Origin of the sequence: Paenibacillus marchantiae, assembly GCF_028771845.1 — a bacterium.
GTDB classification, from domain to species: domain Bacteria; phylum Bacillota; class Bacilli; order Paenibacillales; family Paenibacillaceae; genus Paenibacillus; species Paenibacillus marchantiae.
Window position 1 is genome coordinate 3916404 of the sequence record NZ_CP118270.1, and the last position, 23261, is coordinate 3939664.

Here is a 23261-nt window from a genome sequence, read left to right on the forward strand (position 1 = left end):
CAAGAGAACCACATAAGCAATACAATTTATTGGAGGCGTTAACATGAGTTCAACCAACACAACTTCATCATCGTGGTGGAAGACTTCCACGGTGTATCAGGTATATCCCAAGAGTTTCAACGATACAACTGGATCGGGTACCGGAGACATTCGGGGATTGACCGAAAAGCTGGATTACTTGCAACATCTCGGTATTGATATCGTGTGGCTGCAGCCCGTATATGTTTCTCCACAGCATGATAACGGTTATGACGTAGCGGACTATTATCGGATTAATCCTGATTTTGGTACGATGGAAGATTTTGACGAACTGCTTAAAGGTCTGAAGGCACGTGACATGAAGCTGATGATTGATATCGTGGTGAATCACTCTTCTACGGATCATGAGTGGTTCCAGCAATCACGTTCTTCCAAGGATAACCCATATCGTGATTATTATATTTGGAAGGACCCTGCTCCGGACGGCGGTGTGCCGAATAACTGGCAATCCAAGTTCGGCGGACCTGCATGGCAGTATGATGAGCAGACAGGACAATATTTCCTGACGTTGTTTGACAAAACACAGGCTGATTTGAATTGGGAGAATGAGCAAGTACGCAAGGCAGTACGGGACATGATCAAGTTCTGGGCGGAGAAGGGTGTAGATGGTTTCCGTATGGACGTCATCAATCTGATCTCCAAGGACCAGCGTTTCCCCGACGATGATGGTAGCGTTTCCCCAGGCGACGGACGTAAGTTCTACACCGATGGACCACGTGTGCATGAGTACATTACAGAGATGTATGAAGAGGTGTTTGGACCACACAATATGGTAACGGTTGGGGAGATGTCCTCCACTACGCTGGAGCATTGCATCAAATATTCAAACCCTGCTTCCCGGGAATTCTCCATGACGTTTAACTTCCACCATCTGAAAGTGGATTATCCGAATGGACAGAAGTGGGAACTGATGCCTTACGATTTTGAAGCGATGAAACAGTTATTTAGTGAGTGGCAGACAGGAATGCAGGCAGGTGGGGGATGGAATGCGTTGTTCTTGAACAACCATGATCAACCGCGGGCGTTGTCTCGTTTCGCAGATGATGGCGATTACCGTGCTGAGAGTGCCAAAATGCTCGCTACGACCATTCATGGCATGCAGGGAACACCTTACGTATACCAAGGCGAAGAGATCGGGATGCCGAATCCAGTCTGGAATGACGTTAGCGAGTTCCGTGATATTGAATCGACCAATATGTACCGACTGCTTCAGGAAGAACGGGGCAAATCCGCTGAGGAGGCATTCCAAATTGTGAAAGAGCGTTCCCGGGACAATTCCCGGACACCGATGCAATGGGATGGAAGCGAAAATGCCGGATTTACAACGGGTACACCGTGGATCAAAGTGGACGAACGATATCCGTCGATTCATGTGGCCCAGCAGATGGCAGACCCGAATTCGATCTATTATCATTATCGCAAGCTGATTGCTCTGCGCAAACAGGTTGGTGTGCTGACCGACGGTCTGTATGAACGTTTGGACGATGCACACCCAGACGTATTCGCATATGCGCGGACCAATGGAAGCGAGACGCTGCTTGTGGTATCCAACTTCAGCAAGCGGGACGTAAAATTTGCTTTCTCTGAAGCCGTCTGGAATGACCACATTGCGGGTAAATCCGCAGAGCTGCTGATTGGCAATACGGAAGTATCGCCTGCACTTGAGCAAGAAATCTCCCTGAGCCCGTATTCATCCTATATGTGGCTTGTACCGCAACAGGACTAATTCACATTATATAAATGGGAAGTGACAATATGGCAATTGATAAAAAACAGGTTGAGGAGATCGTTCGCGCGGTCGGCGGCAAAGATAATATTGAAGCTGCAACGCATTGTGTCACACGCCTCCGGTTCGCCCTATACGACGAAAGTAAAGTAGATACGGAAAGTCTGGAACAGAACGATCTGGTCAAAGGCCAGTTCTCCTCACAAGGACAATTCCAGGTGGTCATCGGACCTGGGCTTGTGGATAAAGTGTATGATGAAATGATTCAGATTACCGGGGGCGAACGTGCTTCCAAGGATGACGTGAAGGCTGTTGCGGGTAAAAAGCAAAACCCGATTCAGCGTGCGATCAAAACGCTATCGGACATTTTCATCCCGATCCTGCCAGCCATCATCACGGCCGGTCTCTTGCTCGGTATTAATAACATTCTGACAGGACCAGGCATATTCTTTGATGGAAAATCACTGGTGGATGTATATCCGGCATGGAAGGATCTCGCATCTATTATTAATACCATTGCGAGCACAGCCTTTACCTTCCTGCCTGCGTTAATTGGTTGGTCCGCTGTAACAAGGTTCGGCGGCAGTCCGTTGCTCGGGATTGTACTTGGTCTGATCCTGGTTCATCCCGATCTGCTGAGTGCTTATGGCTACGCCAATGCAGTCAACGAAGGCACCGTGCCTACGTGGAATCTGTTCGGCTGGCATATTGAGAAGATCGGTTATCAGGGGCAGGTTCTGCCGGTATTGGTATCCGCATATCTGCTTGCTAAGCTGGAGATTTTCCTGAACAAAAGGGTGCATGATTCGATCAAACTGCTTGTAGTTGCACCTGTCACTTTATTGATTACCGGATTCCTAGCATTTACAATCATTGGTCCAGTTACATTTGCCATTGCGAATGGAATTACATCCGGCTTGATCTATATTTACGATTCATATGCGGCTCTGGGCGGTCTGATCTACGGTGGACTGTACGCATTGCTCGTTATTACAGGAATGCACCATACGTTCCTAGCGGTAGACGTACAGCTGATTGGTAGCCAAGGCGGAACGTTCCTGTGGCCGATGCTGGCACTGTCCAATATCGCGCAAGGTTCTGCCGCACTTGCTATGATGCTCGTGCTTCGTGAGAAGAAAATGAGAGGACTTGCGGCAACTTCATCCGTTTCAGCCTTCCTCGGGGTAACCGAGCCGGCGATCTTCGGGGTGAATATCCGTTATCGTTATCCGTTTATCTTCGGTATGGTCGGTTCTGCGATCGGCGGTGTACTGCTTACGATGAATAATGTTCAGGCAACCTCTATCGGTGTAGGTGGCGTACCTGGATTCTTGTCCATTTTCCCGAACAAATGGGGAGTATTCTTCATCGGTATGGCGATTGTACTGGTTGTTCCGTTCGTATTGACTGTTATTTTCGGAAGAGCGAAGTTGAGAAAAGAAGACCGCAACGCAGATCAAGCTACTGTAGCTGGTGGTCAAACACCTACAGCGAAATCAGCTTCTAGCACAACTACAACAAATGCAGTTGCAGAGCCACGCACACGCAGTATTGCTCAGGTGGCGGATGAGCCTGTGAATACACTGGAAATCATGGCACCATTAACTGGTATAGCTGTTCCGCTTGAACAAGTACCTGATCCGGCGTTTGCGGAAAAACAAATGGGTGAAGGGGTTGCCATTGAACCTTCTGGCAATCAGGTTGTTGCCCCGTTTGATGCTCAGGTTGCCCATGTCATCAAGAGCAAACATGCTGTCATTCTTGAGCACGCGAGTGGCTTGCAGATTCTGATTCATGTCGGAATTAATACGGTATCGCTCAAAGGCGAAGGTTTTAACATGCATGTTGAAACTGGAGAGAAGGTAAGAGCCGGGCAAACGTTGCTTGAATTCGACCGTAAAGTGATTGAAGCTGCGGGATATCCGCTCATTACGCCAATCATTATTCCGGACGGTCAGGACATGGTTGATCGGGTGGAGGTCACTACAGGTGATGTTACATCCAATCAGAACGGTGTGCTTAAGGTACATCTGAAAGGTTAAGTACACGAACAAATGGGGAGCTGCGATATTCGCAGCTTCTTTTTTCATCTCGATACCGAGACCAAGCTGATCACATACCAATTTGTATGGGTTTACTCTTTATGGATTTCGTTTTTTTTATTGGTTACGTGGTAAACTGTATCTAGGATACATGTGGCAAAATCTCATGTTTGCAACGATCGGAAAGCTTGTTCATTAGGACTATGCATGTTCAGGTTGAGAAGTTCATATGGTTCAAAGAGAGTGGCTAGTCAATGGACGGAGGAGGAGAGCCATGACTCGTGTTGCGGTAATGGTCATTCATGGTCTGGGTATGCAAAAGGAAAATTATGCGGATACACTGATTTCGCGATTGCATAAGGAATTGGATCAGGTTATGGTGTTGCCGGGAGCAGCCAAACAGATGCTGGATATTGAGCCCGTATTTTGGGCTGACGTATTTGAGGATCGGGAAGAGGCGCTGTTTCAGCAGCTTGTCAGCTCTCAGGGATTGAACTATCAAGTGTTGCGTCGATTTGTTATACATTATCTGGCTGATGCCGTCGCGTATCAACCTGTGGAAAATCAAGGGCATAACTATGATGCGGTACATTATACGCTGAATCGGGCGATGCACGCACTTGCACAACGAAATGGGCCAGAAGCTCCACTCTGTATCATTGCACATAGTTTGGGAGCTGTGATTGCAAGTAATTTCTTCTATGATCTGCAATATCCGTCTAGTCGCACGCCCTCCATCGTGGATGTTACTTCCGCATTGGAACGGGGAGATACCTTAACGAGCTTTTATTCCTTTGGAACGACATTGCCATTATGGAGCTTACGGTATCATGATTTTAGCCGGCCGATTCAGGTACCTTCACCGTTGGCAGGGCAGTACTTTCCTGGGCTTGAAGGGGAATGGATTAACTTTTATGATCGGGATGATATTCTGGGTTACCCGCTGCGACCTATTGATCCGGCCTATGAGGCAGCGGTCAACGAAGACGTGGAAATTAACTCTGGCGGTGTAATTGGGAGCTGGAATCCGTTGAGTCATGGTGGATATTTCTCGAATGGAACCATGAATCGGAGAATTGCACAGGGTTTGGCTCGAACGTGGACGTGGGTGAATCGTGGATCAAGTTAAATGTCAGATATGAAGGGAGGACAATAATTATGGAATGCAGGACAGGCTGTGCCGCATGCTGTATCGCGATTTCCATCTCATCGCCGATACCCGGGATGGCTAATGGCAAGCCCGCAGGTGTGCGCTGTGTACAGCTGACGGAGGACAATCGTTGCGGAATCTTTGGTCAGAAAGAGCGCCCCGATGTATGCAGCGGGTTGCAGGCTTCGGAAGAGATGTGTGGCAGCACGGACCAGGAGGCGTTTGAGCGATTGAGCTGGCTGGAGCAGGAAACTGCCCCGAGTTCAGCGTGACAGAGTTGTTTTGATGGAAAAGGATAATTATACTTAATATGGAAGTGGTTTGAGAAAAGAAAGGGGTATGGGATGAATGGGACTTGCCAAACGGTTTATAATGGTCGTTGTGAATATGATTGGAGAACTGTGGATGGGATTCTACAGGCGAAACTCAGACTTCTATGACAAGCAGACTTCAGAGTCAAAAAGCAAACTTGCTATTATGCATTTATTATTGGGGCGGCCGCTGTAACTGTGGGCATTGTGAGTTGGATGTATAGTCGGGTTTATTCATAAAATGAGCAAACAAATAAAAGAGAGTATCCGCAGTCTGGAAATCAGTCGGATACTCTCTTTGGTGTGTCCACTTCCTATTTACTTGACCGAAGAATGGTGCTCGCCCCTTTTTTCCTCAACATATGCATGAGAATCATCTTAAGGAGCGAAGAGACGATAAAGAATATAAATAAGATGCGAAACAACTGATATCCGGACACCACCGATAGGTTGGCATTGACTTCATGGGCCATGATGCTCATCTGATCCATTCCGCCAGGTGCCATGCTCAACAATGATGTAGCGGCCGAGAGAGAGAACATCCTCATTAATATATAGCTCAAGCCAAGCGAACCTGCAATGAGGAGAACACTGCTTGATCCTTGGACGGGGATTGGCTCTTTACGAAGCAGGACAGGGAGCTGATTCATCCACTGTCCTGTTGAATGGTTATCATTTATCTGTTCGCGGCAAGAACACGGGCAGATGTCTTCGGTTCTTTGAACATCATATAGTACATCAGCGATGAAATTACGTATAAACTGCCTGTAATGCTGAACGTGATCGCGTAACCCCAATACGTGCCATAAGTCGTCACGAGGTAGGATTGCACGGGTCCCATGGTGGCCCATCCAATCATAAAGGCGGTCTGCATCAGTGAATTGGCGATTCCACGGCGTTTGTCTGATACTCTGTCTACCAGAATGGCGGATTGAATCGGATTGGCTGCATTCATCAGCGCTTGTCTGAATAAGAAACTCACTGAAGCGATGAGCAGTAGATTCGTAAATCCAGTCAGCAGCAGGAAGGGCAGTGACATAACCTGGAAGATGACGACAGCTCGAACACTTCCCACCTTGGCCGCAAGTGTAGGTCCAATCAGCATCGATACAATGGTCATGATCTGACCCAATGAAATGAGCAGACTCATAGCACTTAAGGATACCGAAAAACGGTTGGTGAAATACAGATTCAAATAAGGCACAACCAGTCCAGAACCAAACCCGATTAATAATTGGGTTATGACAAATTGACCGATCAAACGGGAATCTTTCTTTTGGCTAAGAGTAACGTTCTTGCTGCCTTGTACTGCGGAATGAACGACATCCTGTTTGCCATCCGTTGCAGATGTTGCAGATTCAATGACAGGTTGCGCCGGAGTATCCGCTTGTGGTGCCTTCTTATCCTCGGATACAAACAACATCGGAATAAACGCAACCAGTGTAGCTGCCCCACCTACGAACAATACCGTTTGCAAACCAGTGACTTTGGCAAGGCCAGCCGTATGAAGCAGGTCTGCAAATATGCCACCACCCAAGCTGCCGAGTACCTGAGAAGCGAGTACGAGGCAGGAGTAATAGCTGAACATCTTCAGTCGTTGACTTTTTTTCACATTCTCAGCGAGGAAGGGAATGGCCAGTACCTGAAATACGCCAGCGAAAAGTCCTGAAAATACAGCAAACCAGATCAGTCCGCTGGCAGAATAATCGAAGGAACGGCTAATCAGAAATATTCCGCTGAACAAGGCGCCGGTAATCAGCAGCCGCTTACGGCTGAAGAAATCGCCGCATAGTCCGATGGGAACAAACATAATCGCTGTCGCAAGTGATTGAATACTTACAATCTGGCCGTTCATTGTATCATTGTAGCCGAGACCCTGAATGTACAGATTGTACAAGACAGAGAACATGCCATTTCCGATCTGATACAAGATGCTTGCCAGAAAAAACAATTGAATATTGCGGGACCAGCCCCGAATTTCAGCATGAATCTGTTGTAGAAGTCTCAAGTGGTTTCCCCCAGTCTGCCTGTGCAGTGATTTTAGTTTAACAGGAATGGGAGATTTGCGGAAGAATTGACCACTGTTTATTTTGCAGTAGGGGATTTCAGCACTCGGGCAATCACGAATCCATCGTAGCCTTTAGTGCCTACAGTCTGCAGTGCTGTAGCTTCAAGACGCGGGTTATCTGCAATTAATTTCAGGAAAGACTGAACGCCCTGAACTCTGTTGTCCGTACTGTCTGCATTGATAACTTCACCGTCCCTGACGATGTTGTCACCAATAATCAGACTTCCCGGACGAGCCAGACGCAGCGCCCATCGCAAATAGTCTGGATTACTCGGTTTGTCAGCATCGATGAAGATGAAATCAAAGGGTTCTCTGTACTCTTCCTGAACGTCGGGAAGAGTAGTCAGGGCAGGACCTACTCGAAGATCAACCTTGTGCATAAGTCCTGCACGCGTGATGTTGGTTCGTGCCATCTCTGCATGGCGTGGATCTGTTTCCAGTGTGACGATACGTCCGTTTTCGGGAAGGGCTCTAGCCATCCAGATCGTACTGTATCCGCCAAGCGTCCCGATTTCCAGCACACGAGTTGCGCCTTGTATTTGAAGCAGGAGTTGAAGCAATTTCCCTTGATTAGGTGCTACATCATGAGCGGGCAAGCCGGCTTCCGCATTGGTAAGTAGTGCCTGCTCCAGCAGGGGATCCGAGGGGATTAATAAGGTGTTCAAATAGTCGTCGACTTGTCTCCAGGTTTGCTGTTGAGTAGAACCATTCACATTGTTCATCGTTACATGTTCCTTTCCGATTGCATGTATTGGATTTCATACTTCAACTATAAAGGGAACAAATACATAAATAAAATATATATTATGTATGTTAATATAACTTTAGATTATATACTTCAAGTGAAGAAGGTGTTGCGGTTGAATTTGCACGGATTACGATTGTTTCATGCCATCGTGAGATATGGAGGAGTCACGCGTGCGGCGGAAGAACTCAACATTAGCCAGCCAGCGGTATCCTCTCAGGTGAAGAAGTTTGAGCGGGAATTGGGCATTCAACTATTTGCTTCGGAGGGGAGAAGACTGGTTCTTACCGATGCTGGAATGCAATTAACAGGCTACGCGGAACGTCTGTTCATGCTGGAGCAGGATGTCGAGAACTTTGTGCAGGATTTTCGTGCAGGCAAGAAAGGGATGATTCGTCTTACCGCAACCTATTTGCCCTCGAATTTTCTGCTTCCGGGCTGGATTGCCCGTTTCAAGCAAATGCACGAGGATGTGGAGCTGGTTGTGAGCACAACCAATACTCGGATGGCTTTTGACCAACTGCTGCGTTATGAGGCCGAGATTGCGGTTTATGGTGGAAGTGGCATTACACATTCAGGTGTTCATTGGGACGAATTGTTTGAAGATGAAATGTGGTTTGTGGTACATCCCGATCATCCCTATGCGGAAAAGGAAATTGAGCTTCGGGAGATGGTGGCAGAGCCTTTCATTATGCGTGAAGAAGGCAGCGCTACACGGGAGCGTCTGGTCTCTCTTTGCACAACAAATAACCTGGCCGCTCCCCGCATTGCGCTTCAGTTCAATGGGTTGAACGAAACGATTAGTGCGGTGAAGGCAGGTTATGGAGCCAACTTTATTTCTTCTCTGGTCGTAAAGGAAGATGTACAACAGGGCAGGTTGGCACGTGTATTCGTTCGAGGTGTACAGTTGAAAAACACCGTAGCCGTCTGTACACGAGCAGGGGAAGTGTTATCTCCTGCTGCACAGCATCTGGTTGAACTCATCAGACAGGAAGCATCATTAATGAAATGAATCGTTCAATAATGGCATGAGAGCTAACGTTAAATGTCATCCGTCGACGTTGCTTTGGTCGTTCCTCTGGAGTATAACCGTGCGTACAGGGTGACTCCTCCAACGATCAGAACAGGTATCCAGACTGCCATCATGGGTACGTGGTGGAACAACATCGCAGCTAGAATAACGCCGCCCAAATAGATCACAACGGCACCTGCGCGAAGGTATGCATCTGCTGATAGCGCTTTGACCAGCGAGCGGATATTGGCGTGTCGCAGTCGCTGAAGGATGCTTACCGCATCCTCAACCACGGCGGCCAGATTATTGGTAAGCACGGTCGTTGAGATACCGGCAATCCCAATGCGGCGTGCCGCAGTCGTTTGCATCCCCATGGCGGTGGCCAGCATAGCAATCAGCAAATAGGATACTTGTTCCGAATAAGGACTGATCATAGCGATGGCAAAGAGCAGAAGCAATATACTTTCTACAGTGAACACAGATGTGACCCGGGAAGACCAGCCATTTTTCGTCTGCACATGTCCGATCATGTATGCCGCAATGGCATTACCGGCAATAAAACCAATGAGGGCAAGGAGTGCACGCAGCACAACCAATTCCTGAGCACGGGCAATCGCGATCCCCAGTAGCACAATATTACCCGTCATATTGGCTGTAAGCACATGCCCTAGTCCCAGGTATCCGATCACATCAACCATTCCGGCAGACATGCATAACAGCAGCATTGCGTACTTTTGGAGGGTATTTTGATTCATAATCATCCGTCCTTTCCAAAAACGTAACCCCTCCAGTATACATCCACAACGCATGATCCTTCAAAATGAAGTTTATGATTCAAGCCCAATTTCCCATAGCAGCAAACTTGTTTAAATCATGCCTACTCTGCAGCTAAGGTGCTGCAAGCCAGTCAAACATATTGTTCACTGCCGCCTCATGCATCCTCTCCTGAAAACGATGATCCTGTCCCCCATAAGCATGAAATGTAACGTTGGCACCTCTACGTTTCAGCCAATGATACATCCGGGTTCCATGACTGTAATTCACCTGCGTATCAGACGTGCCATGCATGATCAGCACAGGACAATGGAGTTTGTGTGCCTTCGACAAGGGAGAACGGGCGAGATAAGCTTCCGGAACTGAACGTGGCGAACCGCCAAGCACCCTTTTCAAAGTACGTCTCAAGTCGGTTCGTTCATGATAGGTACGTTCCACATCGGCGACACCGCTCCAAAGCACCAGTTTATGTACCTGCTGAGGTCCTTCATTGTAGGTTGTTGCTGTATGTACGGCATTAATGGCTCCACGCGAAAATCCCATCATTGAAATTCGCTTCGTATCGGCAAAGGGCCACTCTTGCACAAGTCGGTAAGCGGCGTGTACATCTTCGACATCTCGTCCGCCATACTCGTCACGTCCTTCGCCACCTTCGTTACCACGATATGATGGAGCGAACACGATATAACCTTTATGGACAAATTGCTCCAGCCAAGCGGTATTTACCCCACCATAGTTGCCCAACCCACCGCGGCAATAGATCAGAACCGGCCAACGTGCATCAATACCGTCCATGGTGTGTTGTTCTACAGGAGGGTAGCGGCTTGCGAGCTGTTGCATCTGCATGGATTCTTGCGATACGGTGAAGCCTTGGAAGGCAGAGCTACTATCGGTGTTTTCTAACGGCGAGAAGGCGGGTAAGAAGCAGCCGTCAGGCAGGCATAAATAGCCTTTTACCCGAAGCGCATCGGACGAATACGTCACATGATAGAGCAGGGGGATCGACCTCTTTCATCGGAAATGGCGTGCCAATTGACCATGATTCTTCTTTAGGATGCGCCTAAACGAGGTTCCCATACCTTTCCTCCAGCAACAGCCGTTCGGTGTGAGAAATTCGTTTATTGGCTCCATATGATTTATAATGGTTCAGGAGACATGTGAATTGACCTCTGTCCTCGTATTTATAAAACTAACTTTAGTGTGCACGAAGAAAGGAAGAAAACCATGATGAACGCTCCACATCCGATTGATCAATTCAAGAAATTTAAATATGAAATTACGAGATTTATGATGATTTATAAATTTGCTTTGGATCAAATGGAGACCAAAATCGAGGTGCTGAAGGAAGAATTTCAGTCCCTGCATGATTACAGCCCGATCGAACATACGAAATCCAGATTAAAGTCACCTGAGAGCATTATGAACAAGATGTTCCGCAAAAATCACGAGTTAACCTTTGAAAGCATCAAGGAAAATATTAAGGATATCGCGGGTGTGCGAATTACCTGCTCCTTTATCTCCGATATCTACCGGATCAAGGATATGCTGTGCAATCAAAGTGACCTGCGTGTGCTGGAAGTGAAAGATTATATCCAGAATCCGAAGCCAAACGGTTACCAGAGCCTTCATCTTCTGGTTGAAGTACCTGTTTACATGTCTAATGGACAGGAGCGGGCGTGTGTGGAAATCCAGATTCGTACGATTGCGATGGATTTCTGGGCGAGCCTGGAGCATAAAATCTTTTATAAATACAATAAGGATGTTCCCGAGCGTTTAACGAAAGAACTCAAAAGTGCAGCGGACTCTGCAAACGCACTGGATCAACAAATGGAGAGACTGCACCGGGAGATTCAGGAGATCAAGGACGCCGAGAATGAGCGGGATGAAGAAGAACTACGCCGTATTATCATTAACAATCAACAGTTCACGCTACCTTCCAACCTGCTCAAGCTGTTAGGAAACGGGGAACAATAAGGAAACGTGAACTACCGCAGGGAAAGGAATATGTTATTCATATGAAAAGTACACCAGCTTCATTAAGCACCAATTCTACATCCCGTATACGTATGGCATTGATTCTGGGGACACTGTCGGCCTTTGGGCCGCTGTCCCTGGATATGTATTTGCCAGCACTGCCTACACTGGCCGATGAATTCCAGTCATCCACTTCTTATGCCCAGCTCAGTCTAACGGCATGTATGGTCGGACTGGCCGCAGGGCAGCTGCTGGCTGGACCTCTAAGTGATGTACGTGGTCGTCGTGCGCCGCTTATTGCAGGTCTTATTCTCTATACGATCGCCTCCATACTCTGTCTGGTCAGCCCAACGATGGGCTCTTTTGTTGTGCTGCGTTTCATTCAGGGTGCAGCGGGAGCTGCGGGAATTGTCATCTCGCGTGCAGTGGTGAGGGATGTGTATTCCGGGCCGGAGCTAACACGTTTCTTCTCACTCTTAATGCTGATTAATGGGGTCGCACCCATTGCTGCACCAATTATCGGCGGGCAATTGCTTGCGTATACGTCGTGGCGTGGCGTATTTATTTTGCTGAGTATCATCGGGATTTTGACTTTAGTTGCTGTCGTGGTTGGTCTTGGAGAGACACTGCCTGCAGAGCGACGATCTAGCGGAGGACTGAAGCAGACGCTGATTACATTCCGCAAAATTGCAGGGGATCGCCTGTTCATGGGATATGCTTTAACCCAAGGGTTTGTATCTGCTGGTATGTTTGCCTACATATCGGGTTCGCCGTTCGTGCTTCAAAAAATATATGGCATTTCCCCGCAAATGTTCAGTATCTGCTTCGCCATTAACGGTCTGGGCATCATATTGGCAAGTCAGATTGCCGGAAGACTTGCAGGTAAAGTATCAGAAACTCGTCTGTTGATCGCAGGACTGATAACTGCTGCTCTGGGAGGAACATCGCTGCTCATCGCCATTCTAGCAGGAGGTAATCTGATTTCGGTCCTGATCCCGTTATTTCTCGTGGTATCCAGTGTGGGGCTGGTTAATACGGCTTCCTTCTCACTGGCGATGGCTAATCAAGAGAAATCAGCAGGCAGTGCATCAGCACTTATTGGGGTTATGACGTTCCTATTTGGTGGTATTGTCGCTCCGCTTGTAGGTCTTGGAGGAGAAGGCACAGCTGTGCCAATGGGCATTGTAATCGCTTGTGCGGATCTTGGTGCATTGCTGATTTACGTTGTTATGGTAGGCAAGAACGGTAAACGTCAGGGTGAAAAACGCCTGGCGTGAAATGTATTGCATTGTTGCTGTGATTAGATAAATGCTTGCTGATAATACGAAATAATGTAGCCATAAAAAAGCGCTCCAATTGGAAGGTTCTGTCCTCCAACTGGGGCGCTTGTTCTATGTGTGAACGTGATCTAGCAGAGAGCAAACAAAATCTGTGTATTGAGCAGGATACCTGGAGTCAGGAACGGATAGAAGTAACCAATGACAAAACCGAACAGATTGGTGGATGGCCACATTAAGTAAACGTCATTGTATGTGAATACGAGAGACCAGCGGTTATAACAGAAATTTTGCAGTACACGTTGCTCAGGATCACGAGGTGTTGCTACTCCTGATTGAGCAAATTGCACAGCCTGGGTCAGATTCTGTGGTTGTTGCTGGATAAATAGCGGTAGAAGACCAGGGCTGCTTTTGATCAGGTTATACAGAAAAACCATCTCAGCCGGGGGCTGACCTACCGGGCGTGGATAAGCGCTTAGAAGGGTAGGCAGATTGCCTTGTGATAGCTGAGCGGGCACACCCGGTGCCGTACCGGGTACGCCTCCAGGAAAGTAAGGAGGTTGACCGCCACTACCTCCACCGGGAATGAATGGGGGATAGGAACCTGGTGATCCCGGAAAACCTGGCACAGGCTGACCTCCTGGAGCGCCTCCTGGGAATAGTGGGGGCAATTGAAACGAACGATCCTCATCATATCCTGAATAGGTGTTATAAACGTAATCCATGTACGAACATCCTTCCTGTCATCGTATTCTTGAATTAGCTTATGGCGGCATCAGCCTAAATGTGAATTGTTCGAATGAAGGGCTTTCGATCTTAAAAGGCAAAAGCTGCATTGACAACTTCGTTGATAACAATTATCATTGTCAATGGAATTGGACAAAAGTACATACCAGTATTATATGCATGAATAATGTATAAACGTCTAAGTCTGTCATAACAACTCATTCCATTGAGGTGTTCATATTGAAAGGGGATAGTCACTTGTTTAAGAAAAATAAAAAAATGGTCATGCTTCTGATCACTGTAATGGTCATGTCCATCTGGCTGGCAGCTTGCGGATCGAAGCCAGCAGACAACGGTACAGCAGCAGGAGAGAACAATACAGCAACGGAGACAGAGACACAGACAGAAGCTCCGACAGAACGTACATTGACAGATGCAATGGGTCACGAAGTGAAAATCCCTGCAAATCCGGAGCGTATCATCGCTTCGTATCTGGAAGATAATCTGGTTACACTTGGCGTTAAGCCAGTTGCCCAATGGTCCGTAGCCAACGGAATCCAGGAGTATCTGCAAAAAGATCTGGACGGCATTCCAACGATTGCCTTCGATCTTCCTTTCGAAGCGGTAACAAGCTTCAACCCGGATCTGATTATCATCGGTTCCGAAAGTGTGGTTGAAGGCGAGAAATACGCACAATACAGCAAGATCGCGCCTACTTATGTACTTGGCGACGAGGTCAACAGCGACTGGCGCAAAGCGCTGCTGAAAATCGGCGAAATTCTGAATAAAGGCGATGAAGCACAAAAAGCGCTGGATGATTACGAAGTGAAAGCCACAGAAATCAAGGAAAAAATCAATACCGTTACAGGTGGAACGAAATCGGCAGCGGCCATTTGGTTGGTTAGCGGCAAATTCTTCATCGTAAGTGACAATGTATCCAGTGGTGAAGTGATGTACAAGGAACTGGGTCTTGCTGAGCCTGAAGTTGTGAAAGAAATCTCTGCTAATGCGACAGGTAACTGGTCTTCCATCTCGCTGGAAAAATTGGCAGAAATGGATGTAGACTATTTGTTCTTTGTGAATAGTGATGAAGGTACTGGTTCAGAAGCACTGAAAGATCCGGTATGGCAAAGCATCCCAGCAGTGAAAAATGGTAACTTATTCGAATTTACCCGTTCGAGCAGCTGGTTGTATAGTGGAGTCCAAGCGAACCTTCAAATTATGGAAGACATTCAGAACAGTATTGTAAAATAATAGATATCAAATACGAATCCGAATGTGTATACTCCTTGGTGCGATGAGCACCAGGGAGTTTTTTGTGATTTCAACATTTTACGATATATAATAACTAATGAAGTGAAGCTCGTGAGTATCGTTTTACAATTACGGAAGGGGATAGTTAATGATGCATACTTTGGATCCGCGAGAATTGTCGGGGAGAGATAACTATAAACTGATGAGTGGTTCGGTAGTACCGCGCCCAATCGCATTTGTGACAACACTTTCTCATGATGGCAGCGTCATTAATGCAGCGCCCTTTAGTTTTTTTAATATAGTCAGCTCTGACCCGCCGATATTATCCATATCCATCGGTCGCAAGGATGGCGTTATGAAAGATACGGCTCGCAATGTGCTTTCCTTGCAAGAACTGGTAGTACATATCTGTGATGAATCGATTGCTCTTGACATGAACGAGACTGCTGCCATGCTGGAGCCCCACGAAAGTGAGCTGGAACGGACAAATCTAACGACTGTACCAAGTACGGTGGTCTCCGTACCAGCAATACAGGAAGCACTCATTCGGATGGAGTGTAAGTTGTATCAGCATATAATGATATCGAACGATGAGGGAAAACCTGTGAGTGATTTGCTTCTGGTTCGCATTGTACAATACCATTTCAGTGAGAACGTGTATGATCCTGCCACCAAATATATATTGATGGATCAGCTGAAACCGATTAGCAGACTGGCTGGAAATGACTATGCGAAACTTGGCGATAGATTTACGGTGGTAAGGCCGGAGTAGCAGCGGAGCAGGCTGAACGATCTATTGAAGAATGGGTCCGGATAAGATAATAATAATCGTCGTTTAATAAGGCGGACAACATGTGCGGAATTCGCATATGTTGTCCGCCTTTGCTTGTTTCGTGAACATAAAGGGGGCAAGCCCTGAATAGACTTGTACTATATCCTGCACATGTGACAAGAACCCATTTATATATAAGGAGGTTGGAGCCGATGAACCAACTTGATGGAACCGTAGCCGCAAGTATCATAGGAATTGGAACGGCATTGCCTATTCACCGCATTGAGCAAAAGGATGTGTCTGCTCGGCTCGCACAAGCGCTGGAGCATGAACCGGATTCCAGACGATGGGCCAAGCGAATATTCAACCAGTGCGGTGTCGAGACGCGTTATTCATGTGAGCCGAACCTGCTGGAGCCAGTAGAGTCTTGCCGTTATCTGCCCTTTACCCAGGCGGAGAACGTTCCGACCACAGCCGAACGTATGGCCAAATATAAGGAAGCAGCCGTTCCGCTTGGAATCCAGGCAGCGCGTCAGGCACTCGAGGATGCCATCGTTTCGACTTCAGAGATTACACATCTCATTACCGTCAGTTGCACAGGGCAATTCCTGCCCGGTCTCGATGTTCGGCTGATTCAGCAGCTTGAACTATCGCCGCGTATTAACCGGATTCCGCTTGTGTTCCAGGGATGCGCCGCTGGTCTGAAAGCTGTACAGTTGGCAAATTCAATTGTGACGAGTGAGAAAGACGCTACAGTTCTTATCGTATGTGTGGAGCTGTGCACCCTTCATTTTCAGCCTTCCGCTAAGCGGGATGACCTGTTCGCAGCGTCCTTCTTCGGTGATGGCGCATCTGCCTGTGTTGTGGGCCTGTCCGGAACAGGACGCAAAGAACTGTTCAGATTGGGTAGCGGGCATTCCGTGTTGCTGCCAGACTGTTCGGAAGAGATGATCTGGGAAGTGGGCAATACCGGCTTCGATCTGTATCTCTCGCCACAGATTCCGAAGCTGCTGGGTTTACATCTTGGTCCAGAGGTTGAACGATTACTGAACGGCAGCGATCTACCAGAAATCTGGGCGATCCACCCCGGAGGCAGAGGTATTGTGGATGCGGTGCAGAAGCTGTACCAGCTGTCAGATGAACAGGTCGCTTACAGCCGAAACATTTTACGGGATTATGGAAATCTATCCTCTGTGACGATTTTGTTTGTTTTACAAGCCATCCGGGATGATTATCGTAAAAATGAAGAAGCTTCCAGCGGAATAGCACTTGCATTTGGACCGGGTTTAACAGCCGAATTGCTTCCTTTTACTTATGTTCCTGCATCCGTTGAAGAAAGAGAAACAGTGAATCAAGGCGCAATTTAAAAGAATCGGAATTACCAATCTGATAGCAGAGGAGCTTGGGTATGGGTTATCGCAGCCTTGCTGTCCTCATTAGCCGATATCCGCGGTTCATCATTCTCTGCTGGGTGTTTGTCATCGGGATGTCAGCCATCTGGGCATGGAAATTGCCTGGCATTGTTCAGGATCATGGATTGAACTTGAACCAGGGAGATGCTCATGCTGTAGAGCTTATTCTGGAGAAAGAGTTCCATGTTCCTGCTGATCCGGTTATTCTTCTATTTGAAAAAAAGACAGGCACTACCCCCGTCGAATTCCGGGGCTGGATTAAAGATCGTCTGCAACAGGTGAGTACACTGTCAAGTGTAACGTCCATAATCTCTCCGCTTGAATCACGTGGAAGGCGGATGCTGCGGGGGGATGTGGCCTATGCTTTGCTGGCGTTTAATGTACCGCTTCACAAGATGGGTCCGCCGCTTGAACAGCTGCGTTCCGTGCTTACAACAGACGGTACGGGAACGATCCAAATAACAGGGAAATCCGTTGTACAGCAGGATGTAAATCGGCTCAGTTTTCGCGATTTGGAACGGGCAGAGATTGTGGGATTGCCGCTTGCCTTCGTCATTTTGTGTTTTGCATTCAGAGGTCTTTATGCAGCGCTAATTGCAGTCATTATGGGAGTGTCCGGCGTCATAACGGCAATGGGAGTTACATCCCTAATGGGTTACCATCTGGCGCTCTCCAACTTTGTGATCAATGTTATTCCGATGGTGGGAATGGCGCTCAGCATAGACTTTGCTCTGATAATTCTCAGCAGATACCGTGAGGAACTCCAGCGAGGTCAGAATAGCGAAGAAACAGGTTCGAGGGCCGAGGAAGTTCTCCAGAGAATGCTGCGAACAGCAGGCAGAGCCGTATTCTTTTCTGCTGCTTGTGTGCTGTTAGGGCTGCTCGGTCTGCTCTGGATTAGACTGCCGATGTTTCTGAGTGTATCCCTGGGAGCCATTGTCGTGCTCGTCATATCGGTCCTGCTGAATATAACACTGCTGCCAGCCATTCTATCCCTTTATTCTGTGCGAATCTTTAGACAACATTCCGGGCATTCCATCTCTTCAAAGCAGGGCCAGCATCAACAATCATTGCCTTCACGTTCGATCTGGTCATTCTGGTCAGGCATCATTATGAAACGGCCGGTTCGGATGGCCTTGCTTGGAACGGGTGCGCTGCTTCTCTTTGTTCTACCGGTTGCCCGGTTAGAGATCGCCATTCCGGATGCTTCTTCCTTGCCTGGCAGAATGGAGTCTCGTCAAGCGACTGAGCAGATCCAGAGTATTTTTGGACAAAAGAATGTATCTGCTGTAGAGATTGTAATTGGTGGAACGGGAGAGCCGTTGACCACATTTCATTGGCGAATGGCGTTGAGTAAAATGCAAGAGCTTCAGCAGGATTCGAATGTGGTGGCTGTTGAGTCCGCGTGGGGGATCATGCTGCCGGACAAGCTCTCAGGCCAATCTCAATCTTATATTCAATCTCAAATGAACATTTTATCATCATCTTTGCGTGAGGCACTGAAAGAAACCACATCTCAGCCGCCTGCATGGCTGCGTTCATATGTGTCCGACTACTCTATTCGTATTGTGGCTACCATTCACGGAGCACCGGGTTCCGATGAGGCTGCATCCTGGCTCGAACAGATGAGGGCCAAGGACAGCGCTAACTCCATTCCCTTCATACCTCTGCGTTATGGGGGAGAAGCAGTCATGCAACATGAAATCATGCAAGAAGTTTCAGGTCAACTGCCCAAAGTGCTGGTGTTTGTTGTGGTATCGAATTATCTCGTATTACTCGCAGCATTCCGGTCACTGCTCATTCCAATCAAAGCCATTCTGATGAATCTGCTCAGCTTGGCTGCTTCATTCGGCGTGCTCGTACTGGTCTTTAATCAGGGCCATTTTGGCATGGAGCCATCTGCCATTGCCATTATGATTCCCGTGTTCATTGCTGGGCTTGTCTTTGGTATTTCGATGGACTATGGCGTATTTATGCTGACCCGCATCCAGGAGGTATACAGACGAACAGGGGATAGTGATCTGGCCGTACAGCAAGGACTGGCTTCAACCGGACGTCTGATTACATCGGCGGCGGCGATTCTACTGGCAGTGACTGTGCCTTTTGCGTTTGCTGACGTGGCGGGTGTCAAACAGCTGGGAATCGGAATTACAGCGGCGGTGTTCATTGATGTAACCATTATCCGCCTGGTGCTGGTACCTGCACTTATGAAACTGATGGGCAGATGGAACTGGTGGCTACCAGGGCACAGGGAATAAAAGGCCGGATTAAGAAGGATGTTCTCGGAGCCTGAAGATCAGGTATGCGAGGATATCCTTTTTTTCATCAAAATAGTGTGAATTCAGCCCAAAACAGGCAATAATGTTCAATTCACCGACTGTACCGTGATTTATAATAGACTGGACAAGTCCAACATATATTTTCTTACATACGTCTATCATTTGAATCCACAGGAGGGATGAACGGTAATGTCGGATATTGAATCTTATCTGCAAAAACAAACACGCCCGCGTGGACGCTCTGCGTACCAGACGGGTCAATCTCTTGAGCAATGGCGCAGCCAGTTGCGAGCACGGATTATAGATCGGCTGGGCGGCTTCCCATCCGTGGTGTCGGAGCTGAATCCCGTATTGCTCGAACGCACCTCATGTGATGGCTACATTCGTGAGCGGGTTGAGATTACGACCTACGCAGGATTGCGCATGCCTATCTATATGCTGATACCGAATTTAGTAAGCGTTACCAAAGAATCACGCCCAGCCATTATAGCCTGCCATGGACACGGGTATGGTAGCCGGGAGATCTCCGGCTTGGAACCCGACGGTTCACCGCGTAGAGGAGTGCCTGGCTTGCATAAAGACTTCGCCGTCGCCCTTGTACAGCGTGGATATGTGGTTGCCGCTCCTGAATTGCTTGGATTTGGTGACCGAAGGCTGGAGGAGGATCGGGATGCACCACCCGGCGCTAGCTCTTGTACCAAAATTGCCGCCCATCTGCTCATGACTGGGCAGACCCTGGCCGGGCACCGAATCTATGAAACGATGCGTGTGATGGATTACGTAACCACCCGCCCTGAAGCTGATCCAGTGCGGATCGGCAGCATGGGCATCTCGGGTGGTGGACTCGTGACAGCATTCACTGCTGCGTTGGATGAACGGTGCCGTGCGGCTGTGGTGAGCGGTTACGCTAGTACTTTCCAGGGCAGCATATTGGACAGAAATCATTGCCTCGACAATTATATTCCAGGAATTCTGCGGGAAGCAGAGCTGCCGGATATCATAGGTCTGATCGCACCCAGGCCGCTATTTATTGAAGCTGGAAGTGAAGATCAGGTATTTCCGCTGCCAACAGCAAAAGAAGCCTATGCACGTTTGACAGAGATCTATGAACAGGCGGGAGCACAGAAATGGCTCGATGCAGACTTTTTTACAGGAGGCCATGAGATCAGCGGAGCGAAAGCCTATGACTGGCTTGATAACGTTCTGTAAGGCAATCATACAAATGAACCCTTGAGAGGAGAGTTTAGTTATGAAATGGTCAAAATCCGTGCGGTATTTGCTCTGTCTTACCCTGTTTACTAGTCTGATTGGAGGTGCTCTGGCAGCTAATGGCGGACAGATCGCCCAAGCTGCGGCGAATGAGTACAAATTTGATTTTGGTGCTGGTGCAGTTGAGAATGGTTACACTGGTGTATCAGCAACGGAGGCCTACAATTCAGCAAAAGGTTATGGATTCAATACACCTGCTAATATGCGTAATGTATCTGCATCTGGAACGGGCGTTGCAAGTGATGCCGTTCAGTTTGTCACCTTTGGCACGAAGAGTACGAATACGTTTAATGTGGATCTGTCCAATGGTCTCTATGAGGTCAAAGTGGTCCTGGGTAATACTGCAAGATCGAGTGTGGCGGCAGAAGGTGTATACCAGATCATTAATATGACGGGGAATGGGGCGACCGATCAATTTCAAATTCCGGTGACGGATGGACAGTTAAATCTACTGGTAACAGAAGGGAAGGAAGGCACGGCATTTACACTCAGCGCACTTGAAATCCGGAAAATATCGAATCAGACGGTGACGAACCGTACGATCTATATTGGTGGCGATTCGACGGTCTGCAATTACTATCCACTCAGCAGCAGTGTACAGGGTGGCTGGGGGCAGCTTTTTCCTTCCTACGTGAATACCAGTACATTTCAAGTTCGCAATATGGCCTCTAGTGGTCAATTTGCAAGAGGTTTCCGCGATGATGGACAGATGGAAGCAATTTTGAAGTATATTAAGCCAGGAGACTACTTTATTTTGCAATTAGGGATTAACGATACCAATGCCAAGAACAATACAACCGAAGCAGAGTTCAAGGAGATCATGCGTGACATGGTCCGTCAGGTCAAAAATAAAGGAGCCACCGTCATTCTATCGACACCTCAGGGTCGGGCAACTGATTTCAATTCAGCCAATGTGCATACTGCGGAGAATCGCTGGTACAATGTATCTACACGTGCACTGGCTCAGGAAGAGGGCGTGACGCTTGTAGAACTGAACAAACTCAGTTCGGCTTATTTCACTTCCATTGGACCGGCTGCAACACTGGCCTTGTATATGACAGGAGACACGCTGCATCCGAATCGTGATGGTGCTGCTCAGCTTGCACGAATCGTTGCTGCTGATCTGAGAAGACAGGGACTGAATGGATTTTGATCCGGTTAAAATATAGCTTCGTCCCGCTACTCCACGAACATAGATTGGACTAAGCTGAATCGTATAGCCAAAAATACCCCCGGGACGGCCACGTAATGTGAGGCATGTCCCGGGGGTAATTGCTTGTTAACCAAGTGACTATTCCATCATATCCTTGGCCTCGTGGTTGACCTTTTTACCTTTCAAAAGTGGCTCAAGTTCATCCTGTACACTCTGTTCCCATAGAGGTACGTCTGTGCGATAGGCAGCCCGTCCGTTCAGATGTCCGGCTACCGGTGCTGTGATAAATACAAACACAATGCCAAGCAATACCCGAGCACTGATATAGTTATCGAAATACCAGAAGAAGAGAAACGTTCCGCTCAGTACACAAAGTACACCGAGTGTAGTACTTTTGGTGGCGGCATGTGCCCGTAAATAGACATCTGGCAGTCGGATCAGTCCGAATGCACTAAATGCGCTCAGTAATGCTCCCAGCAAGACAATGAGCCCAATGACAATTCCGGCGGTTCCATCAACGATCTCCTTCATTTTTGAATACCGCCCCCCGTTCAATGTATCGTGCAAATGCAACTGTGCTTAGAAAAGCGAGAATGCCAATCAGCAGAATAATATCCAGATAAGCTTGGGTATGAAGCATCATGGATAGAACTGCAACGATGGCAATGACGTTAATACCGATCGTATCCAGTGCCGTAATCCGGTCGGCCATCGAGGGTCCTCGCAGTACCCGGTACAGACAACCCAGGATCGCTAGGGAGAGAATAAGCAAGGAAATGAATAACAGTGAGGATAACATTATCGTGTCACCTCCATAATGGCTTTTTCAAACGTATTTTTGATATCATCACTCATTTTCTTTTCGTCTTTGATATCCAATGCATGAATAAATAATTTGCGTTGATTCCCCGAAATTTCAAGTGGAAGAGAACCTGGCGTCAGTGAGATGAGCAGGCACAGGAGTGTAACTTCCCAGTCGGAGGACAGCTGTGTCTGATAGGTAAATATGCCGGGCCGAATATCAAGCTTCGGCTTTACAATCTGGCGAATAACTTCAATACTGGCCCGTACCAGTTCCTTGAACAGCAAAGCAATCAGCTTGATGATTGCCCAGACACGAACGATATAGAAGCGTTGTGGAAAGAATCGCCGCATGCTCCCAATCAATAGCAGACCCAGCAGATAACCCGTGAGAAAGCCAACCCCATTCCACTCATTATTCAGAAACATCCATACAAAGGCAATGATCAGATTTAGTACAATCTGAAAGGCCATACG

23 protein-coding genes are annotated in these 23261 nt (G+C 47.8%); 14 read left to right on the top strand and 9 right to left on the bottom strand.

What is annotated here, in order from left to right:
- The first annotated feature begins 43 nt into the window (after positions 1-43).
- The 5 genes from treC to PTQ21_RS18070 all read left to right on the top strand — a co-directional run bounded on the left by treC (position 44) and on the right by PTQ21_RS18070 (position 5464).
- A complete protein-coding gene (gene treC, locus PTQ21_RS18050) occupies positions 44-1765 on the top strand; it encodes an alpha,alpha-phosphotrehalase (protein WP_079694494.1) in 1722 nt (573 codons plus the stop codon).
- Positions 1766-1794: 29 nt separating this feature from the next.
- The gene (treP, locus tag PTQ21_RS18055; protein ID WP_079694493.1) at positions 1795-3807 is read left to right on the top strand and encodes a PTS system trehalose-specific EIIBC component; all 2013 of its coding nucleotides are present in this window, start codon (positions 1795-1797) and stop codon (positions 3805-3807) included.
- Positions 3808-4081: 274 nt separating this feature from the next.
- Positions 4082-4936, top strand: a complete 855-nt coding sequence (locus PTQ21_RS18060) for a chemotaxis protein (RefSeq protein ID WP_079694492.1) — start codon at positions 4082-4084, stop codon at positions 4934-4936.
- A gap of 29 nt (positions 4937-4965) precedes the next feature.
- Positions 4966-5229: a YkgJ family cysteine cluster protein gene (locus tag PTQ21_RS18065; protein ID WP_079694491.1), complete on the top strand. Its 264-nt coding sequence runs from the start codon at positions 4966-4968 to the stop codon at positions 5227-5229.
- A 76-nt stretch (positions 5230-5305) separates the two neighbouring features.
- Positions 5306-5464 (top strand): hypothetical protein, encoded by a 159-nt coding sequence (locus tag PTQ21_RS18070; RefSeq protein ID WP_274566571.1) that lies wholly within the window; start codon positions 5306-5308, stop codon positions 5462-5464.
- A 118-nt stretch (positions 5465-5582) separates the two neighbouring features.
- Here the strand turns inward: PTQ21_RS18070 and PTQ21_RS18075 are convergent, their stop codons facing one another.
- The 3 genes from PTQ21_RS18075 to PTQ21_RS18085 form a co-directional block, all read right to left on the bottom strand.
- Positions 5583-5918, bottom strand: coding sequence for an AbrB family transcriptional regulator (locus tag PTQ21_RS18075; protein WP_274566572.1), 336 nt, complete (start codon positions 5916-5918; stop codon positions 5583-5585).
- Positions 5919-5944: 26 nt separating this feature from the next.
- Complete coding sequence (locus tag PTQ21_RS18080) at positions 5945-7276, bottom strand: MFS transporter (protein WP_274566573.1); 1332 nt, start codon at positions 7274-7276, stop codon at positions 5945-5947.
- Between the two features lie 77 nt (positions 7277-7353).
- On the bottom strand, positions 7354-8058 hold the full coding sequence (locus PTQ21_RS18085; RefSeq protein WP_269055801.1) for an O-methyltransferase: 705 nt from the start codon (positions 8056-8058) through the stop codon (positions 7354-7356).
- Between the two features lie 138 nt (positions 8059-8196).
- Here PTQ21_RS18085 and PTQ21_RS18090 point away from each other — a divergent pair, with 138 nt between their 5' ends.
- Positions 8197-9093 (top strand): LysR family transcriptional regulator, encoded by an 897-nt coding sequence (locus PTQ21_RS18090; protein ID WP_274566574.1) that lies wholly within the window; start codon positions 8197-8199, stop codon positions 9091-9093.
- Positions 9094-9122: 29 nt separating this feature from the next.
- On the opposite strand, the gene PTQ21_RS18095 is transcribed toward PTQ21_RS18090, so the two are convergent.
- On the bottom strand, positions 9123-9848 hold the full coding sequence (locus PTQ21_RS18095) for a YoaK family protein (protein ID WP_274566575.1): 726 nt from the start codon (positions 9846-9848) through the stop codon (positions 9123-9125).
- Between the two features lie 133 nt (positions 9849-9981).
- The gene (locus PTQ21_RS18100; protein ID WP_095205959.1) at positions 9982-10851 is read right to left on the bottom strand and encodes an alpha/beta hydrolase family protein; all 870 of its coding nucleotides are present in this window, start codon (positions 10849-10851) and stop codon (positions 9982-9984) included.
- Positions 10852-11094: 243 nt separating this feature from the next.
- Here PTQ21_RS18100 and PTQ21_RS18105 point away from each other — a divergent pair, with 243 nt between their 5' ends.
- Both PTQ21_RS18105 and PTQ21_RS18110 read left to right on the top strand, forming a co-directional pair.
- The gene (locus PTQ21_RS18105; RefSeq protein WP_063563616.1) at positions 11095-11841 is read left to right on the top strand and encodes a GTP pyrophosphokinase; all 747 of its coding nucleotides are present in this window, start codon (positions 11095-11097) and stop codon (positions 11839-11841) included.
- A gap of 41 nt (positions 11842-11882) precedes the next feature.
- Positions 11883-13118: a multidrug effflux MFS transporter gene (locus PTQ21_RS18110; RefSeq protein ID WP_269055804.1), complete on the top strand. Its 1236-nt coding sequence runs from the start codon at positions 11883-11885 to the stop codon at positions 13116-13118.
- Positions 13119-13249: 131 nt separating this feature from the next.
- On the opposite strand, the gene PTQ21_RS18115 is transcribed toward PTQ21_RS18110, so the two are convergent.
- A complete protein-coding gene (locus PTQ21_RS18115; RefSeq protein ID WP_063563402.1) occupies positions 13250-13843 on the bottom strand; it encodes a hypothetical protein in 594 nt (197 codons plus the stop codon).
- Between the two features lie 259 nt (positions 13844-14102).
- Between PTQ21_RS18115 and PTQ21_RS18120 the strand changes: the two genes are divergently transcribed.
- The 6 genes from PTQ21_RS18120 (at position 14103) to PTQ21_RS18145 (ending at position 21983) form a co-directional block, all read left to right on the top strand.
- A complete protein-coding gene (locus PTQ21_RS18120) occupies positions 14103-15098 on the top strand; it encodes an iron-hydroxamate ABC transporter substrate-binding protein (protein ID WP_244552061.1) in 996 nt (331 codons plus the stop codon).
- Between the two features lie 151 nt (positions 15099-15249).
- Entirely contained in the window at positions 15250-15870 is a 621-nt protein-coding gene (locus PTQ21_RS18125) for a flavin reductase family protein (protein ID WP_274570523.1), read from the top strand.
- A 212-nt stretch (positions 15871-16082) separates the two neighbouring features.
- Positions 16083-17237: a type III polyketide synthase gene (locus PTQ21_RS18130; RefSeq protein ID WP_090805783.1), complete on the top strand. Its 1155-nt coding sequence runs from the start codon at positions 16083-16085 to the stop codon at positions 17235-17237.
- A 41-nt stretch (positions 17238-17278) separates the two neighbouring features.
- Positions 17279-19540, top strand: a complete 2262-nt coding sequence (locus tag PTQ21_RS18135; RefSeq protein WP_274566577.1) for an MMPL family transporter — start codon at positions 17279-17281, stop codon at positions 19538-19540.
- A 210-nt stretch (positions 19541-19750) separates the two neighbouring features.
- A complete protein-coding gene (locus PTQ21_RS18140) occupies positions 19751-20770 on the top strand; it encodes an alpha/beta hydrolase family protein (RefSeq protein ID WP_274566578.1) in 1020 nt (339 codons plus the stop codon).
- A gap of 40 nt (positions 20771-20810) precedes the next feature.
- Positions 20811-21983, top strand: coding sequence for a rhamnogalacturonan acetylesterase (locus PTQ21_RS18145; RefSeq protein WP_274566579.1), 1173 nt, complete (start codon positions 20811-20813; stop codon positions 21981-21983).
- 138 nt (positions 21984-22121) lie between these two features.
- Here the strand turns inward: PTQ21_RS18145 and mnhG are convergent, their stop codons facing one another.
- Genes mnhG through PTQ21_RS18160 form a run of 3 tightly spaced genes read right to left on the bottom strand, consistent with a single transcriptional unit; the run spans position 22122 to position 23258 of the window.
- Positions 22122-22514 carry a monovalent cation/H(+) antiporter subunit G gene (gene mnhG, locus PTQ21_RS18150; RefSeq protein WP_062324636.1) on the bottom strand — a complete coding sequence of 131 codons (393 nt, stop codon included), beginning with the start codon at positions 22512-22514 and terminating at the stop codon, positions 22122-22124.
- Positions 22498-22782, bottom strand: a complete 285-nt coding sequence (locus tag PTQ21_RS18155) for a Na(+)/H(+) antiporter subunit F1 (RefSeq protein WP_053782045.1) — start codon at positions 22780-22782, stop codon at positions 22498-22500. The genes mnhG and PTQ21_RS18155 overlap by 17 nt, the downstream gene beginning before the upstream one ends.
- Entirely contained in the window at positions 22782-23258 is a 477-nt protein-coding gene (locus PTQ21_RS18160) for a Na+/H+ antiporter subunit E (protein ID WP_274566580.1), read from the bottom strand. The genes PTQ21_RS18155 and PTQ21_RS18160 overlap by 1 nt, the downstream gene beginning before the upstream one ends.
- Positions 23259-23261: the final 3 nt, after the last annotated feature.

Coding starts and splice junctions, on each gene's coding strand:
- treC (WP_079694494.1), top strand. CDS start 44: ATGAGTTCAACCAACACAACTTCATCATCGTGGTGGAAGACTTCCACG.
- treP (WP_079694493.1), top strand. CDS start 1,795: ATGGCAATTGATAAAAAACAGGTTGAGGAGATCGTTCGCGCGGTCGGC.
- PTQ21_RS18060 (WP_079694492.1), top strand. CDS start 4,082: ATGACTCGTGTTGCGGTAATGGTCATTCATGGTCTGGGTATGCAAAAG.
- PTQ21_RS18065 (WP_079694491.1), top strand. CDS start 4,966: ATGGAATGCAGGACAGGCTGTGCCGCATGCTGTATCGCGATTTCCATC.
- PTQ21_RS18070 (WP_274566571.1), top strand. CDS start 5,306: ATGGGACTTGCCAAACGGTTTATAATGGTCGTTGTGAATATGATTGGA.
- PTQ21_RS18075 (WP_274566572.1), bottom strand. CDS start 5,918: ATGAATCAGCTCCCTGTCCTGCTTCGTAAAGAGCCAATCCCCGTCCAA.
- PTQ21_RS18085 (WP_269055801.1), bottom strand. CDS start 8,058: ATGAACAATGTGAATGGTTCTACTCAACAGCAAACCTGGAGACAAGTC.
- PTQ21_RS18095 (WP_274566575.1), bottom strand. CDS start 9,848: ATGAATCAAAATACCCTCCAAAAGTACGCAATGCTGCTGTTATGCATG.
- PTQ21_RS18105 (WP_063563616.1), top strand. CDS start 11,095: ATGAACGCTCCACATCCGATTGATCAATTCAAGAAATTTAAATATGAA.
- PTQ21_RS18110 (WP_269055804.1), top strand. CDS start 11,883: ATGAAAAGTACACCAGCTTCATTAAGCACCAATTCTACATCCCGTATA.
- PTQ21_RS18115 (WP_063563402.1), bottom strand. CDS start 13,843: ATGGATTACGTTTATAACACCTATTCAGGATATGATGAGGATCGTTCG.
- PTQ21_RS18125 (WP_274570523.1), top strand. CDS start 15,250: ATGCATACTTTGGATCCGCGAGAATTGTCGGGGAGAGATAACTATAAA.
- PTQ21_RS18130 (WP_090805783.1), top strand. CDS start 16,083: ATGAACCAACTTGATGGAACCGTAGCCGCAAGTATCATAGGAATTGGA.
- PTQ21_RS18135 (WP_274566577.1), top strand. CDS start 17,279: ATGGGTTATCGCAGCCTTGCTGTCCTCATTAGCCGATATCCGCGGTTC.
- PTQ21_RS18140 (WP_274566578.1), top strand. CDS start 19,751: ATGTCGGATATTGAATCTTATCTGCAAAAACAAACACGCCCGCGTGGA.
- PTQ21_RS18145 (WP_274566579.1), top strand. CDS start 20,811: ATGAAATGGTCAAAATCCGTGCGGTATTTGCTCTGTCTTACCCTGTTT.
- mnhG (WP_062324636.1), bottom strand. CDS start 22,514: ATGAAGGAGATCGTTGATGGAACCGCCGGAATTGTCATTGGGCTCATT.
- PTQ21_RS18155 (WP_053782045.1), bottom strand. CDS start 22,782: ATGTTATCCTCACTGTTATTCATTTCCTTGCTTATTCTCTCCCTAGCG.
- PTQ21_RS18160 (WP_274566580.1), bottom strand. CDS start 23,258: ATGGCCTTTCAGATTGTACTAAATCTGATCATTGCCTTTGTATGGATG.